The 14788-nt window shown below is 73.0% G+C and carries 15 protein-coding genes; 12 read left to right on the plus strand and 3 right to left on the minus strand.

Annotated elements, in window-relative coordinates; translation table 11 throughout:
- Positions 1–1654: 1654 nt before the first annotated feature.
- The gene (locus tag N8N77_RS06505; RefSeq protein WP_261165649.1) at positions 1655–2641 is read right to left on the minus strand and encodes an o-succinylbenzoate synthase; all 987 of its coding nucleotides are present in this window, start codon (positions 2639–2641) and stop codon (positions 1655–1657) included.
- A 168-nt stretch (positions 2642–2809) separates the two neighbouring features.
- Here N8N77_RS06505 and N8N77_RS06510 point away from each other — a divergent pair, with 168 nt between their 5' ends.
- The 6 genes from N8N77_RS06510 (at position 2810) to N8N77_RS06535 (ending at position 7699) form a co-directional block, all read left to right on the plus strand.
- Positions 2810–3133, plus strand: coding sequence for a PadR family transcriptional regulator (locus tag N8N77_RS06510; protein ID WP_261165651.1), 324 nt, complete (start codon positions 2810–2812; stop codon positions 3131–3133).
- 20 nt (positions 3134–3153) lie between these two features.
- Positions 3154–4128, plus strand: a complete 975-nt coding sequence (locus tag N8N77_RS06515) for a permease prefix domain 1-containing protein (protein ID WP_261165652.1) — start codon at positions 3154–3156, stop codon at positions 4126–4128.
- Positions 4129–4242: 114 nt separating this feature from the next.
- A complete protein-coding gene (locus N8N77_RS06520; RefSeq protein ID WP_261165653.1) occupies positions 4243–5040 on the plus strand; it encodes an LLM class F420-dependent oxidoreductase in 798 nt (265 codons plus the stop codon).
- A complete protein-coding gene (locus tag N8N77_RS06525) occupies positions 5040–5489 on the plus strand; it encodes a hypothetical protein (protein WP_261165654.1) in 450 nt (149 codons plus the stop codon). Before N8N77_RS06520 ends, N8N77_RS06525 begins: the two co-directional genes overlap by 1 nt.
- A gap of 39 nt (positions 5490–5528) precedes the next feature.
- Positions 5529–6440 (plus strand): 1,4-dihydroxy-2-naphthoyl-CoA synthase, encoded by a 912-nt coding sequence (locus N8N77_RS06530; protein WP_261165655.1) that lies wholly within the window; start codon positions 5529–5531, stop codon positions 6438–6440.
- Between the two features lie 113 nt (positions 6441–6553).
- Entirely contained in the window at positions 6554–7699 is a 1146-nt protein-coding gene (locus tag N8N77_RS06535) for an AMP-binding protein (RefSeq protein WP_261165656.1), read from the plus strand.
- Positions 7700–7711: 12 nt separating this feature from the next.
- On the opposite strand, the gene N8N77_RS06540 is transcribed toward N8N77_RS06535, so the two are convergent.
- A complete protein-coding gene (locus N8N77_RS06540; protein ID WP_261165657.1) occupies positions 7712–8005 on the minus strand; it encodes a DUF4287 domain-containing protein in 294 nt (97 codons plus the stop codon).
- A gap of 73 nt (positions 8006–8078) precedes the next feature.
- Here N8N77_RS06540 and N8N77_RS06545 point away from each other — a divergent pair, with 73 nt between their 5' ends.
- Positions 8079–9059: a helix-turn-helix domain-containing protein gene (locus tag N8N77_RS06545; protein WP_261165658.1), complete on the plus strand. Its 981-nt coding sequence runs from the start codon at positions 8079–8081 to the stop codon at positions 9057–9059.
- A gap of 30 nt (positions 9060–9089) precedes the next feature.
- Positions 9090–10046 (plus strand): 1,4-dihydroxy-2-naphthoate polyprenyltransferase, encoded by a 957-nt coding sequence (locus tag N8N77_RS06550; RefSeq protein ID WP_261165659.1) that lies wholly within the window; start codon positions 9090–9092, stop codon positions 10044–10046.
- A 7-nt stretch (positions 10047–10053) separates the two neighbouring features.
- Here the strand turns inward: N8N77_RS06550 and N8N77_RS06555 are convergent, their stop codons facing one another.
- On the minus strand, positions 10054–10341 hold the full coding sequence (locus N8N77_RS06555; RefSeq protein ID WP_261165660.1) for a DUF4229 domain-containing protein: 288 nt from the start codon (positions 10339–10341) through the stop codon (positions 10054–10056).
- 76 nt (positions 10342–10417) lie between these two features.
- On the opposite strand from N8N77_RS06555, the gene N8N77_RS06560 reads away from it, so the two are divergent.
- The 4 genes from N8N77_RS06560 to N8N77_RS06575 all read left to right on the plus strand — a co-directional run bounded on the left by N8N77_RS06560 (position 10418) and on the right by N8N77_RS06575 (position 14787).
- Positions 10418–10828 carry a PLD nuclease N-terminal domain-containing protein gene (locus tag N8N77_RS06560; RefSeq protein ID WP_261165661.1) on the plus strand — a complete coding sequence of 137 codons (411 nt, stop codon included), beginning with the start codon at positions 10418–10420 and terminating at the stop codon, positions 10826–10828.
- Between the two features lie 13 nt (positions 10829–10841).
- Positions 10842–12650 carry a 2-succinyl-5-enolpyruvyl-6-hydroxy-3-cyclohexene-1-carboxylic-acid synthase gene (gene menD, locus N8N77_RS06565; protein WP_261165662.1) on the plus strand — a complete coding sequence of 603 codons (1809 nt, stop codon included), beginning with the start codon at positions 10842–10844 and terminating at the stop codon, positions 12648–12650.
- Positions 12651–12714: 64 nt separating this feature from the next.
- Positions 12715–13587 (plus strand): PPK2 family polyphosphate kinase, encoded by an 873-nt coding sequence (locus N8N77_RS06570; RefSeq protein ID WP_261165663.1) that lies wholly within the window; start codon positions 12715–12717, stop codon positions 13585–13587.
- Positions 13588–13650: 63 nt separating this feature from the next.
- Positions 13651–14787: a glycerate kinase gene (locus N8N77_RS06575; protein WP_261165664.1), complete on the plus strand. Its 1137-nt coding sequence runs from the start codon at positions 13651–13653 to the stop codon at positions 14785–14787.
- Position 14788 lies beyond the last annotated feature (1 nt).

Raw genomic sequence — 14788 nt, forward strand, 5'->3', positions numbered from 1 at the left:
CTTACGAATTATTATTACAACATACTCCTACCACTAATCTCCTCATATTTCATAAACAATATATGACATAAACTTATTTCATACTACTTCTATTCATTCATTAATATCTTTATATGTTTGTTATTCAATATATCACTTGTAAATATTCTTTCTTTTTTTTTTTTTTTTTTTTTTTCAAGCAGAAGACGGCATACGAGATCAGCCTCGGTCTCGTGGGCTCGGAATGTGTATAAGAGACAGCGAACAGCTCGTCGCTCACGGTCTGGCGCTCCTCGGTGCCCAGTGCGCTGCAATACCGCGACGATCCGGCGCGCAGTGTGCGCTCGAGCCACTCGAACTGGTGGGCGCCGAGCGAGCCACGGCCGCGGCCCCCCATCGTCGTCGTGTCGAGGGAGATGCCCGTGACGCCATCCGCCATCCGGAACGCGTAGAAGAGGTCGCGCCCGTCGCGGTTCGCTTCGGTGAAGCCGTGGCCGTCCGGCCCCGCTCCGCGGTATCGCGGGTCGAGGAGCGCCCCGACGAACTCGGCGGGAGTGAACGGGCGGCGGCGCTCGTCTGGCGTGACATCGCGCAGCGTGCCCGTTCCGAAGAGCTGGTGGGCGGTCAGCGCGCGGCTCGGGTCGCGGAACGAGTCGGCGATCCGCTGTCGCACCACCCGGTCCCTGCCGATCACCTTCGTCGGCGCCGTGTAGTACTCCGCCATCGCCGGGGCATCGGCCAGCGACCCCTGTACCGAGTCGTCGTGATTGCCGAAGGTGCAGTACCAGGGCAGATCGAGGCCCGGCGACGTCAGCGGGGCGCCGGCGGCGGCCAGCAGCCCCGGAATCTCCGGAAACCCCTTGGCGGTCCAGGCCGACCGGGCCAGCGCGCGCTCGGGATGCCAATAGGACGGATCGCCGCCGTCCTGCACCCCCTCATAACGAGACGGGTCGCCGGTGCGCTGCGCCGCCGTGCCGCCGGAGAGCGCCGTGAGGAACCACCCGAGCTCGGCGAGCTCGTGGTTGTCGGTGTTGTCGCCGGTCGTCATGACGAAGGACAGGTCACGGCCGGTGAACGGGGCGCGCCGCAGCGCGTTGATGCGGCGCACGAGCGCCGCCGATCCCGCGAGCCCCAGAGTCTCCTGCGGGCGGTGCATCGACGGGACGAGGTCGCGGATGTCCTCGATCCGCGCCGGCGACTCCGCGTCGATGAGGTGCAGGTCGGTCACCTGCACGAACGCCACGATGCCCTCGCGCCGGTCCTCCCGGTGCCGGGCCGCCGGCGTGAGCTCCTCGCGGACGACCGCCGGCCAGCCCTCCGTCGCGACGAGGCGGGCATAGCGGCCCGGGTCGGCGTGCTCGGGGGCGCTCACGGACTCGAGGGTGGTGCCGGCCGCCCGCAGCGGTCGGGCCCGCGGCCGCGGCGGCCCGTCCGGTGCGGCGCTCGCCGCCCCCACGGCCATGCCGGTGAGGCCGGCGAGGCCGCCGACACCCGCCGCCAGCAGGACCCCGCGTCGCGTGAACCGCATGCGGCCAGGCTCGCTATCCCGGGCGACACCGCGTGAAGCGAACGGGGAACACCGGGTGAAGGCGTGGTGACGATCGCGCGTCCGCCCCTCGTCCGGTCTGGCCGGAGGTCGGCTGGGGCGGCCGCCCGCCCGCGAACGCGGAGGCGGTCAGCGACCGGCGAGGAGCGCGTGGCAGCGGGAGAGGCGCGCGCGCCACCAGGCGTCCCGATCGGGCGCGGCCGCGTGCGCCGCAAGCAGATCGGGGTCCGGCGCGACGCGCGCCGCGGGGATCGCGCCCCTCTCGGGCGTGAGGCGCGGCGCCGCGACGTCGGCCGCCAGGAGCGCAGCGGTGCCGAGGCCGCAGTCGAACTCCAGGTCGGGCAGCGCCGCGGCCAGCGCCGCGCCCTGTGCAAGGCCGACGCTGGTGTCGAGCGCCGACGAGACGACGGCGGGCAGTCCGGCGGCGGCCACGATCTCGAGGGCGCGCCGCACTCCGCCCAGCGGCTGCGCCTTGACGACGAGGATGTCGGCCGCGCCCGCGCGCGCCACCGCCAGGGGGTCCTCCGCCTTGCGCACCGACTCGTCGGCGGCGATCGGGATGTCCCAGTCGCGCAGGCGGCGCCGGATCTCGGCGAGCTCGTCGACCGTCGCGCACGGCTGCTCGATGTACTCGAGGTCGAACTGCGCCAGCGCGTGGGCGGCATGCTCGGCCTCGTCCACGTTCCACCCGCCGTTCGCATCGAGGCGAATGCGGCCCTCGGGTCCCATCGCGGCGCGGACGGCGCGCACGCGCGAGACGTCGTCGGCGAGGGTCTGACCGCGCTCGGCGACCTTGACCTTGGCGGTGCGGCAGCCGTCGAAGCGCGCGAGGATGTCGGGCACGCGGTCGGCGGCCACGGCGGGCACCGTGGCGTTGACCGGGATCGCGTCCCGCAGGGGAGCGGGCTGGGCGCTCCAGGCGAAATCGAGTGCGGCCGCGAGCCAGGTGGCCGCCTCCTCGTCGTCGTACTCGAGGAAGGGCGAGAACTCGGCCCATCCCTCGGGCCCCTCGATGAGCGCCGCCTCTCGAACGTCCACGCCTCGGAAGCGCGTGGCCATGGGCAGCGTCACCACCCGCGTCCGCGCGAGCACCTCATCCCGGTCCGGCAGGTCCATGGACCCATCTTCCCGCCGTCGATGCACAACGAAGGAGAAACGGCGTCGCGGGCCCGGCGCGCCCGGCGTGTCACCCGACGCCGGATGCCTTGTTCCTCGCGGTGGCCTCTCCGCGGACATTATGCGGAGCCATTGCAATAGTGTGCGACACACAGTAATGTTGCCGACATGGACGAGGGATTCGAGACACACCGACAGGAACTGCGACGGGGCACCGTCGTGCTGGCCTGCCTGAGGTTGCTGCGCGAGCCGGGCTACGGGTACGGCCTGCTCGAAGACCTCGCCACCCGTGGCTTCGACACGGATGCGAACACGCTGTACCCGCTGCTGCGGCGCCTCGAGAAGCAGGGGTGCCTGGTGAGCGAGTGGAACACCGACGAGGCACGACCTCGCAAGTTCTACCGCACCTCTGAGACGGGCGACCGCCTCGCCGACATCCTCACCGCCGACTGGCGTGCGCTGGCCCAGGCCATCGACGCGCTGGACGGCTGACCGACCGAGAGAACCGGATCATGGAACCGATCACCAAGGACGACTACACGAACCGCTACGTGGAGGCGGCGACGCGCTCGCTTCCGCCCGATCAACGGGACGACTACGCCGACGAGCTGCGCGCCTCGATCCGCGACCAGGTCGACGATCGCATCGCGAACGGCGAGGACCCGGCCGCCGCCGAGAGGGCCGTGCTGACGGACCTCGGGGATCCCGCGCTGCTCGCCGCCGGATACGCCGGGCGCCAGCTGCAGCTGATCGGCCCCGCGTACTTCTCCGACTGGAAGCGCCTGTTGGTGCTGATGCTCTGGACGGTCGTGCCGGTCGCCGCCTTCGTCGGCGGGCTGGTGGAGGCCGTGCAGGGCGATGTCGGGGGCGTCGTCGGCGGCGCGGTCGCCGTTGCCCTCACGGCCGGCATGCACGTGTTCTTCTGGGTGACCCTCGCGTTCGCGCTCGTGGAGCGCTATGGCGAACCCCAGGGGAAGCGTCGACGTCTCGGCGTGTGGGAGCTGGACATGCTGCCCATGGCCTCGAGCCGCCGCGCCCAGTTCGGTGAGGTCGTGCTCGCGTTCGTCTTCCCCGCCATCCTGCTCGCCGCCTGGCTGTGGGACCGGTACCTCGGGTTCGTGCCGTGGGAGACCACGGGCGGAGAGCCGCTGTCGCTGCTGCACCCGGGCCTGTGGCCGTGGGGAGTCGCGATCGCCCTCGCGGGCATGCTCGCCACGGCGTTGCTCACCCTGATCGCCTATCTCCGGGGTGCGTGGGCCACGTGGATGGGCGCCGCGAACGCGCTCATCTGCCTGGCGTTCACCGTGGCGGCGGTCGTGCTGCAGCTCACGGGTCGCCTCGTGAACCCGGCCTTCGCCGAGTATGTCTTCCGCGCGTCCGCGCCCGGGACGGTTCAGGTCATCGGCATCGTCGTGGCCGCCGGCATCGCCGCGCTCGGCGTGTGGGCCTCCTGGGATTCCTTCCGGCGCACCCGCGCGTTGCGCTGAGCCCGCCGAGTCTCCGCCGGACTGTGGCGTCGCAGGAGGGGGCATCCGCCCCCTCCTGCGGCGCCGTTCGTCGGGACGCGGCCGCGGCTTGGGCGATGGCCCTACTCTGATCCCATGCCTCTTCTCGACACCCCGGTGCGCATCGGCGTGCAGCTGCAGCCCCAGCATCAGGCCTCGTACGCCACGATCCGCGACGCGGTGCGCCGCTTCGAGGACATGGGCGTGGACGTCCTCTTCAACTGGGATCACTTCTTCCCGCTCTCGGGCGACCCCGACGGCACGCACTTCGAGTCGTGGACCGAGCTGGCCGCCTGGGCCGAGCAGACCGAGCGGGTGGAGTTCGGTGCCCTTGTGAACTGCAACTCCTACCGCAACCCCGATCTGCAGGCCGACATGGCGCGCACGATCGATCACATCTCGGCGAAGAACGGTGTGGGCCGGTTCATCTTCGGTACCGGGTCGGGCTGGTTCCAGCGCGACTACGACGAATACGGCTACGAGTTCGGCACCGTGGGTTCGCGCCTGGACGACCTGGCCGCGGCGCTGCCGCGGATCGAGGCACGGTGGACCGCGCTGAACCCCGCACCGACGCGGCGGATCCCGGTCCTCATCGGCGGGAAGGGCGAGCAGAAGACGCTGCGCCTTGTGGCGCGCCACGCCGACATCTGGCACAGCTTCGTGGGCCCCGAGGACCTGCCCCACAAGCTCGACGTGCTGCGGGCATGGGGCGAGAAGGAAGGCCGGGACGTCTCGGGCATCATCGTGTCGAGCGAGCTCGGCCGTCGCGACGAGGCGCACGCCGACGCGCTGTTCGCCGCGGGCTCGCGACTGTTCACCATCGGCGTCTCCGGCGACGACATCGACTTCGCCCGCGTGCAGCGCTGGCTCGACTGGCGGGACGCGAGGAGCTGATGCGCGCGCGAATCGCGGCATCGCTCGCCGCCGCCCTGCTCGTGCTCACCGGTTGCGCGACGCCGCAGCAGGGCGGCGCCGGCGGTGGCGAGGACCGCACGGGCGAGGTCGGCGAGGTGCTGCCGCGCGATGTGCCGAGTGGCTGGACCGGTCCCCAGCCCGATGGGGAGAGCGCGGGCCCGCTGGTCGGGTGGATCGACGACGAGCAGTTCGGCGTGATCACGCTCGGCTCGGGCAGCTGCTATCCCGAGGCGACGGCGATCGAGGCCACGGGCGAGGGGTCGGCGCGAATCGACTTCGAGATGCCGCCGGACGACGCCATCTGCACGGCCGACTTCGCCCCGACGACGCACGCCTTCACGCTGCCGCCCGCCGTCACCCAGTTCCCGGTCGCCCTGGAGCTCGTGCTCGGCGACGAGGTGATCGACGCCGAGCTGCCCGCACCCTGACGCCGGAGGGCTCGAAGCGGCGCGGCGTAGGCTGGAAACGTGACCGACACCTTCGTCTCCGAGCTGTTCGATCCGGACATGTGGGACCTCGCCCCCGGGGCCGACGCGTACCGCGATATCACCGCGCACGTGTCGAAGGACGGCCGCATCGCACGTGTGGCATTCAACCGCCCCGAGGTGCGCAACGCCTTCCGCCCGGCGACCGTCGACGAGCTCTACCGCGCCCTCGAGACGGCCCGCACCGACCCGCGGATCGGCGTCGTCCTGCTCACGGGGAACGGACCGAGCCCGAAGGACGGCGGCTGGGCGTTCTGCTCCGGCGGCGACCAGCGCATCCGCGGCCGCGATGGCTACAAGTACTCCGAGGAGGACGACGCCGTCACCGACCCGGCGCGCGCAGGGCGGCTGCACATCCTGGAGGTGCAACGGCTCATCCGATTCATGCCCAAGGTCGTCATCTGCGTCGTGCCCGGCTGGGCGGCCGGCGGTGGGCACTCGCTGCACGCCGTGTGCGACCTCACGATCGCCTCGGCCGAGCACGGGCGCTTCAAGCAGACCGACGCCGACGTCGGCTCGTTCGACGCGGGGTACGGTTCGGCGTACTACGCGAAGCAGATCGGCCAGAAGCTCGCGCGCGAGGTGTTCTTCCTCGCCGAGGAGTACTCCGCGCAGCGGGCGTACGAGATGGGGGCGGTGAACCGCGTCGTTCCCCATGACGACCTGGAGCGCGAGGCCCTCGCCATGGCGCGCACCGTCCTCGGCAAGTCGCCCACGGCGATCCGCATGCTGAAGTACGCCTTCAACGCCGCCGACGACGGCCTCGTGGGTCTGCAGCTGTTCGCGGGCGAGACGACCCGCCTCGCGTACGGCACCGACGAGGCGGTCGAGGGTCGCGACGCGTTCCTCGAGAAGCGTGACCCCGACTGGTCGCGCTTCCCGTACCACTACTGACGGCAGGCGGATGCGATCCCGCAGAAGGAGGAGGGCGTGAGCTCAGGCCAGATCCACGCGGTTCGGCCCTTCCCCGGCGCATGCTCCCGCTCCGGGCACGTGGCGGCGCGGCCGTGAGGCTCGAGCCGATCCGGTCCGACGATCCGCGCGATGTGCTGCGGGCGCTGCGCGGCGCCGTGCTGGGCGCCGGTCCCGCCGTGGCTCTCGGCGGTGGCCGCGAGCTACCGGCCGAGGTGCCCGGCGGCACCGCGGTGGTTCTCACGACGTCGGGATCGACGGGAGTGCCCAAATCGGTCGCGCTGTCCCGCTCGGCCCTGACCTCGTCCGCGCTCGCGACCGCCGCGCGGATCGGCGAGGGGCACTGGCTGCTGCCTCTCAGCGGCGGGTACATCGCCGGCGTGCAGGTGATGGTGCGCGCCCTCGTCGCCGGGCGCGAACCGGCGATCCTCGCGGGACGGTTCTCGGCGAGGGCGTTCGCGCATGCCGCTTCGGGCATGCGCTCGACCGAGCGGGGAGAGGCGGTGCCGACGTACACCTCGCTCGTGCCGGCGCAGCTGCAGACGCTCGTCGACGCCGCGGCCGAGGACGCCGATGTGCGCCGCGCGCTGGCGTCGTTCCACACGATCCTCGTCGGCGGCCAGGCGCTGCCGCCCGCGCTCCGCGAGCGCGCGGCGGAGTGGGGCGCGCGCATCGTGCGCACCTACGGATCGACCGAGACCAGCGGGGGCTGCGTCTACGACGGGGTGCCCCTGGACGGCGTGCGGGTCGCGACGGTCGACGGCGAGCTGCGCATCGCCGGGCCGACGCTGGCCGAGGGCTACGTCGGCGAGCCGCGGCGGACCGCCGAGACGTTCGTGGCGGACCCGGCGGGGACGCGCTGGTACCGCACGGGCGACGCGGGCACCGTCGCGGGCGGCATCGTGAGCGTCGCGGGCCGCATCGACAACGTGATCGTCTCGGGCGGCGTGAACGTCTCCCTCGACCGGGTCGAGCGGGTCGTGCAGGGCGTGCCGGGCCTCGAGGGGGCCGTGGTGGTCGGCGGCGCCCACGAGCGCTGGGGCGAGACGCCCGTGGTGGTCGTGGCGGGGGAGCACGCGCCGGAACTCCTCGACCGGGCGCGCGCGGTCGTCGAGGGGGAGCTGGGCAAGCCCGCGCGACCGGACCGGCTTGTCACGTTGCCCGAGCTCCCGCGCCTGCCCAGCGGCAAGCCCGACCGGCGCGCGATCGCGCGCGCCGTCGGGCTCCCGGCACGGGACTGAAGCCGGGCGCGCTCACCAATCCGCCGGCTTGGAGTCCTTGCCGTCGAGCCACAGGCGGTCGGACTCATCGCGGTGGGCGCCGTCGCCACCGACGTGCTTCGACGAGATGCGGTCGCCCTTGGTGATCACGTGGACGAGCGCCATGCCGTGGCCGCGCCCGAGGCCGTAGTCCTCGGCGAGCCACTGCAGGATCGGCGTCGCCTTGGTTCCCGGGCCGAACCCGCGCTGTGCCGCGAGCTCGACGAGCGCGCGGGGCGTGAGCCCGGTCTTCGTCTCGATGGTGTCGAGGTATGCCTGGAACGACATGATGCTCCTGTCGGTGAATGGTGCGGACGGCTCGATGCTGGCGGGGTCTCGCCGAGGACGCTAACGTTTCGACGTGGATCAAAGGGTCGTGGAGTTCCGGCTCGCGCGGGACGACGTCTCGGCGATCCGCTTCGGCGTTTCTCCCGGGCACGAATTCGCGCACGCGGTCCGCGTGATGCTGCGCCCTCAGGAGAACGCTCTCGCGTGGGGGTGGCTGCGCGCGGTGCGTGATCGGGTGCCGGCTGCCGACGCGGCGCTGTTGCGACTGGTCGTCGGGGAGTCGGGCTACCTCCCGGACTTCTTCGCCTCCGAACCCGCGTGGGACCTCACGCCCGAGGAGGAGTTCGAGCGGCTGCACCGCGCCGACCCCGATGTCGTCCAGGTCTGCCTGCGCAAGCGCGCGGCTCGCGCCGAGGGGCGCTCCCGCGAGGCCCTGGCTCGGATGGCCGAGGATCCAAGGCGCGCGAGGGTGGCCGTTGCGGAATCGGCCGAGCGCTTCTGGGAGATCGCCGTCGCCCCGTTCTGGCCCCGGCTGCAGCGTCTCCTGCATGCCGACATCGGTTCGCGGACTCGCCGGCTCGCGCTGGGTGGCCTGTCCGGCATGTTCGATTCGCTCAACGAGGCCGTCACGTGGGGCCGTGACGCGGTGCGGGTGAGGATGCGCTGGCATGCGGAGACCGTCGATTGCGCCGGCCGCGGTCTGGTGCTCGCGCCGTCCGTCTTCGGGCGCTTCTGCGCCGTCGTGACCGAGCCGCCCGCACAGCCGACCCTGTACTACCCGGCGCTCGGCGTGGCCGAGACATGGCACCGGCCCGAGAGCGATCGCGCGCGGGCGCTCGAGGTGCTGCTCGGCGCGGGCAGGGCGCGCGTGTTCCTCGAGTTGCGGGAGCCGCTCGCGACGACGGAGGCCGCCGCTCGTGCCGGTGTCGCCGCCGCCACGGCGTCGCATCACCTCGCGGCATTGCGCGACGCCGGGCTGATCGCATCCCGCCGCGCCGGACGGCGCGTCCTGCACGTGCGCACGCCGCTCGGCGACTCCCTCGCGGCGGGGTGACGCGGGCCGCCGCACGTAGAATCTCCACTCGTGGCGAAGAGCAAGAGCGCGAGAGGTGTCAGCGGCAACCCGGCCAAGCGGGGGAGCGTCGCGGCGCCGCCGCCGAAGCCGGTGACCCTCGGCGATTGGATCGGCGCGGCACGCCTGCGCACCCTGCCGCTCGGCATCGCCCCCGTCGTGGTCGGCACGGGTGCGGCGATCCTCGCCGACCCCGAGCACCTGTTCCACTGGGTGATCGCCCTGGCGTGCCTCGCCGTGGCCGTCGCGCTGCAGATCGGCGTGAACTTCGCCAACGACTACAGCGACGGCGTGCGCGGCACCGACGACCACCGCGTCGGCCCCACGCGGCTCACGGCCAGCCGGCGGGTGGCACCGCGCACCGTGCTGATCGTGGCGCTCGTGTTCTTCGCCATCGCCGCCGCGGCCGGCGTGGCGATCGTCATTCGCACGCAGCAGTGGTGGATGATCGCGGTCGGTGCCGCCTGCATCGTCGCGGCGTGGTTCTACACCGGCGGCAAGCGCCCCTACGGCTACAACGCGCTCGGCGAGGTGTTCGTCTTCGTCTTCTTCGGGCTTGTCGCCACGCTGGGCACGACGTGGGTGCAGGCGCAGCGGCTGCCGCAGGAGGCCTGGGCGGGTGGCGTCGCGATCGGGTTCCTCGCGTGCGCGGTGCTGCTGGCCAACAACCTGCGCGATATCGATCAGGACCGCTCCGCGGGCAAGCGCACGCTCACGGTGCTGATCGGTCGCCGCGCGACGCAGGTGCTGTACACCGTGTTGGTGCTGCTGGCGCTGGGGATCGCGGCTTGGCTGGCGTTGTTCTATCCGCTGGCCTGGCTGACCTTCTTCGTGGTGCTCATGCTCGGCCCTGCGGTCCTCATCGTGTGGACGTACCGCCTGCCCAAGGAGCTCGTCACGGCGCTCGGCCTGACGTCGTTCGGCACGCTGGTCTACGCCGCGTTCCTCTGCTGGGCCCTCGTCGGCTGAGGCGGGCTCAGTCCTCGCCCTGCTCGCGACGGGCGGCTTCGTTCGCGGCGTCCTCCACCGCGTCCTCCTCCGCACGTTCCGTCTGCGCCCGCTTCGCGGCTCGCGCCTCGTAGATCTCGGTCGAGACGTCGGCCAGCGGCCGGCCCAGCAGCAGGATCGACAGGCTCAGCCCGATCACCGCCGCGAAGATCGCCGCCAGCCACCACAGGTCCTGGAACACCGGCAGCAGCATCATCAGCCCGAACGGCACGAGGAAGAAGGCCAGGCGCAGCACGGCGTAGAGGACGAATCGCACGGGGTCAGCCTACGTCCGCCTCGCTGAACGTCGGCTTCCCGGCATTCCCCCGGGGCGTGCCGATTAGGCTGGATGAATGGCCCGGCTCATCGTCATTCTCGTGGTCGCGGCGGTCGTGTTCACCGTCTTCAGCGTCATCGACTGCGCCGTGCAGCCGGCCACCCGACACCGCGGTGTGTCGAAGGGCTGGTGGATCGTCATCACGTGCGTCCCGGTGATCGGCGGCCTGCTCTGGTTCCTCATCGGGCGCGGCCGAGGGCTCGAGGCCCGCCGCGCGCGCGGCCCCGTCGCCCCCGACGACGATCCCGCCTTCCTCGGCAGCCTCGGCTCCATCGCCGATCAGGACGAGCGCATTCGGCGCCTGGAGGAGGAGCTCGCCAAGCTCGACGACGAGGACGGCTCGGCCGGCGATGCGCCGAAGCGGGTCGACCCCGAGGACCCGTCCGGCGACGACGCTCCCGACGGCAGCCGCGGCGCGATCGGATGAGCGGCGCGTCCACATGAGCGGGGATCCGTCGCGCTCCGCCGCCACCGACGCGGCCTGCGCGCTGCTGGATGAGCTCGTCGCGCGGGGGCTGCGCCACATCGTGGTGAGCCCGGGGTCGCGTTCGCAGGCCCTCGCGCTCGCCGCGGCCGAGCTGGAGCGGCAGGGGCGGGTCCGCCTGCACGTGCGGATCGACGAACGCGTCGCCGGCTTCCTCGCGCTCGGCATCGGGCGGGAGACCGGCACCCCGGCCGCCGTGGTGTGCACGTCGGGCACCGCGGTGGCGAACCTGCTGCCGGCCGTGCTCGAGGCGCACCACGCCGGCGTGCCCCTGCTGCTGCTCACCGCCGACCGGCCGCCCGAGTTGCGCGGCGTCGGTGCCAACCAGACCACGACGCAGCCGGGGATCTTCGGTTCGGCGGTGCGCGCGTCGATCGATGTGCCGGTGCCGCGGGGCGATGAGGGGGAGGACGACGCGTTCCGCCGCGTCGCGAACGGCGCTCTCGACGCGGCCGCGGGCCGCGCGGTGGGTTCGTGGGAGCCGGGTGGGCAGCGCACCCCGGGCCGCCCCGTGCCGGGCCCGGCCCATCTGAACCTCCCGTTCCGCGAGCCGCTCGCGGGCGAGCTGCCGGCCTGGTTCGCGAAGCGGGAATCCGAACGCGTGGAGGCGCCCGCTGCGGACCGGGCGGTCGCCCCCTCGGGCGCGGACATGCCGTCGGTGGCCTCCGCCGGCGCGGCGGTCGGCCTGGGTCGGGACCGCTCCCGCCGCGACACCGTGACGCTGCCCCGCGGACCGCGCACGGTCGTCGTCGCCGGTGCCGACGCCGGTTCCGACGCGGAGGAGCTGGCGCACCGGGGCGGCTGGCCGCTCATCGCGGAGGTGGTCAGCGGGGCACGCTTCGGCCGCAACCTCGTGCACGGCTACCGCGAGGCGCTGCGCGACCCCGCTCTCGGTGGGGCGGTGGAGCGTGTGGCGGTGCTCGGTCACCCCACGCTGGCCCGCGAGACGGCCGCGCTGCTGAGTCGCGACGGCATCGAGGTGATCGCGGCGCGCTCGGGCGGGGAGGCGCTCAACCTCAACGGCCGCACGACGGAGGCCGGGCGGCTCGACGCGGAGCCGGGGGAGACCGATCGCGAGTGGCTCGGCGCCTGGATGCGCCACTCGCGCGAGCATCGTGTCGATCTTTCGAGCGCGGCGCCCGACCTCGACGGGCTGAGGTCCACCGACCCGCGCGAGCGGTCGAGCGCCGTCGACGCCGAGCTGCGCGCGGTGCGGCGTCCGCTCGATCGCGCCCTGCTCGTCGACGCCGTCTGGGCGGCGACCTGGCCGCATGACCGGCTCGTGTTCGGATCGTCCCGCCTCGTGCGCGTGGCCGACGACATCGTGCCGGGCAAGCGCATCCCGGTGCACGCCAATCGCGGGCTGGCCGGCATCGACGGCACCGTCGCGACCGGCATGGGGGTCGCGCTCGCGGCACAGGACGCCGGGGCGACCGGCGTGACGCGGGTGCTGCTGGGCGACCTCGCGTTGCTGCACGACGCGGGCGCGATGCTGCAAGCGCCCGGAGAGGCGGCCCCGCGTCTGCAGGTGATCGTCGGCAACGACGGCGGCGGCACGATCTTCGACGGCCTCGAGGTGGCGCGTACCGCCGGGGCGGAGTCGATGACGCGCGTGCAGTACACCCCGCACACCGCCGATCTCGCGGCGCTGGCCGCCGCGTACGGGTGGGAGCATGCCCGCGTGACCACGCGCACGGCGCTGGACCAGGCGCTGCTGGCGCCGACCACGACTCCGCGGATCATCGAGGTGCCGCTCGCGCGCTGACCGACCCGCCGGGCTCGAACCTCGCCCCTCGATCGCGCGCGGGTCGATCCGGCAGGATGGCCGCATGGTCGCGAAGAGTCAGGCGAAGTGGACGGCCGACGCCCGCGTGGCGCTGCGCGCGGGGAGCGGCTTCTCGCTGGGGGCGGTCGATCCTCGATCGACGCCGGGGTACGAGGGTACGAAGACCGACGGCGTCGCCGACCTCGCCGCGGGGCTGGCACAGTTGAGCGAGTACCAGGAGCGGCTCTACGCGGCCAGCCGCGGCGGCTCGGCCCGCGACGCGGTCCTGCTCGTGCTGCAGGGGATGGACTCGGCGGGCAAGGGCGGCATCGTGCGGCACGTCGTCGGCGGGGTCGACCCGCAGGGCGTCGAACCGGTGGCGTTCAAGGCCCCCACCGCGCGGGAGCGCGCGCACGACTTCCTCTGGCGCATCGAACGACGCCTGCCGGGCCCGGGCATGATCGGTGTGTTCGATCGCTCGCACTACGAGGACGTGCTCATCGGCCGCGTGCGGGAGCTCGCGCCTGCCGAGGAGATCGAGCGGCGCTACGACGCCATCGTGGACCTCGAACGGCGGCTCGTCGCGTCGGGAACGCGCGTGGTCAAGGTGATGCTGCATCTGTCGTACGAGGAGCAGGGCGCGCGGCTGCTGCAGCGGTTGGAGCGGCGAGACAAGCACTGGAAGTACAGCCCCGGCGATGTCGACGAGCGCGGGCTGTGGCCGCGTTACCAGGAGGCCTACGAGGCCGCGATCGCCCGCACGTCGACCGGCGAGGCCCCCTGGTACGTCGTGCCGGCCGATCGCAAGTGGTACGCGCGCCTCGCCGTGCAGGCGCTCCTGCTCGAGACGCTCGAGGACATCGATCCGCGCTGGCCCGACGCGACGTTCGACGTGGCGACCGAGAAGGCGCGGCTGCGCGCGACGTTCCGCTCCTGATCCCCGCCCGCGCGGCCGTGGGCGACGTCCGGCCACGCCATCGGCGCGCGCGAGAATGAGGGGATGACGGATTCGCCTCGCGTGGTGTTCGCCCCCGACAGCTTCAAGGGCTCGCTGGCCGCGGCCGACGTGGCTCGCGCGCTGGCGGAGGGGTGGTCCGCTGCCCGTCCCGTGGCACGGCCGATGGCCGACGGCGGCGAGGGGACGCTCGAGGCCTTCGCCGCCGCCGTGCCCGGTGCGCGGCGCACGCCGGTGCGCGTCACCGGCCCCCTGGGCTTCGGCGTGGACGCCGCCTGGCTGTGGCTGCCGCCCACCGACGACGCGCCGCAGGGCACGGGCGTGGTCGAGCTCGCGTCGACGTCGGGCATCGAGCTGCTGGGCGGCACGCGCCGCCCGTGGGATGCGTCGACCCTCGGCTTCGGGCAGGCCATCGCGGCGGCGCTGGACCACGGCGTCTCACGCCTCATCCTGGGCATCGGCTCGAGCGCCTCGACGGACGGCGGCGCCGGCCTGCTCACCGCGCTCGGCGCCCGCTTCACGAGCGGCTTCGGCGCCTCGATCCCGCCCGGCGCCGCGGGGCTCGAGGAGGTGGTCGCGGCCGACCTGTCGCGACTGCGTCCGCTGCCGGAGGCGGGCGTGCAGGTTCTCACCGACGTCGCCCACCCGCTGCTCGGATCGGACGGCGCGGCCGCCGTGTTCGGGCCGCAGAAGGGCGTCGACGATGTCGCCAGGGCGGACGCCGCGCTGGCGCGCTTCGCCGAGGTCCTCGGCCGCACCGCGGGCGACTCGCTCCCCGTCACCGCCGCGCGTCACGCCGACCCGGACGCGCCGGGCGCCGGCGCCGCGGGCGGCGCGGGGTACGGGCTGCTGGCCTGGGGCGCCGAACTCGTGCCCGGAGCGGCGCGGATCGGCGAGCTCACGGGCCTGCGCGAAGCGATCGCGCAGGCGGACCTGGTCGTGACGGGCGAGGGCTCGTTCGACGGGCAGTCCGCCGCGGGCAAGGCCCCGGCGCACGTCGCGGCGCTCGCGCGCGAGCACGGCGTCCCCGTCGCGCTCGTCGCGGGACGGATCGCGCCCGACGTCGACACCTCGGCCTTCGTCCAGGCCGTCTCGCTCACCGAGCTCGCCGGGTCGGCCGAGGCCGCGCTGGCCGATCCGGAGCGCTGGCTGCGCAAGGCGGGCGCGACGCTCGCGGGCTGAT

Origin of the sequence: Microbacterium sp. Marseille-Q6965 (assembly GCF_946151065.1) — a bacterium.
GTDB lineage: Bacteria > Actinomycetota > Actinomycetes > Actinomycetales > Microbacteriaceae > Microbacterium.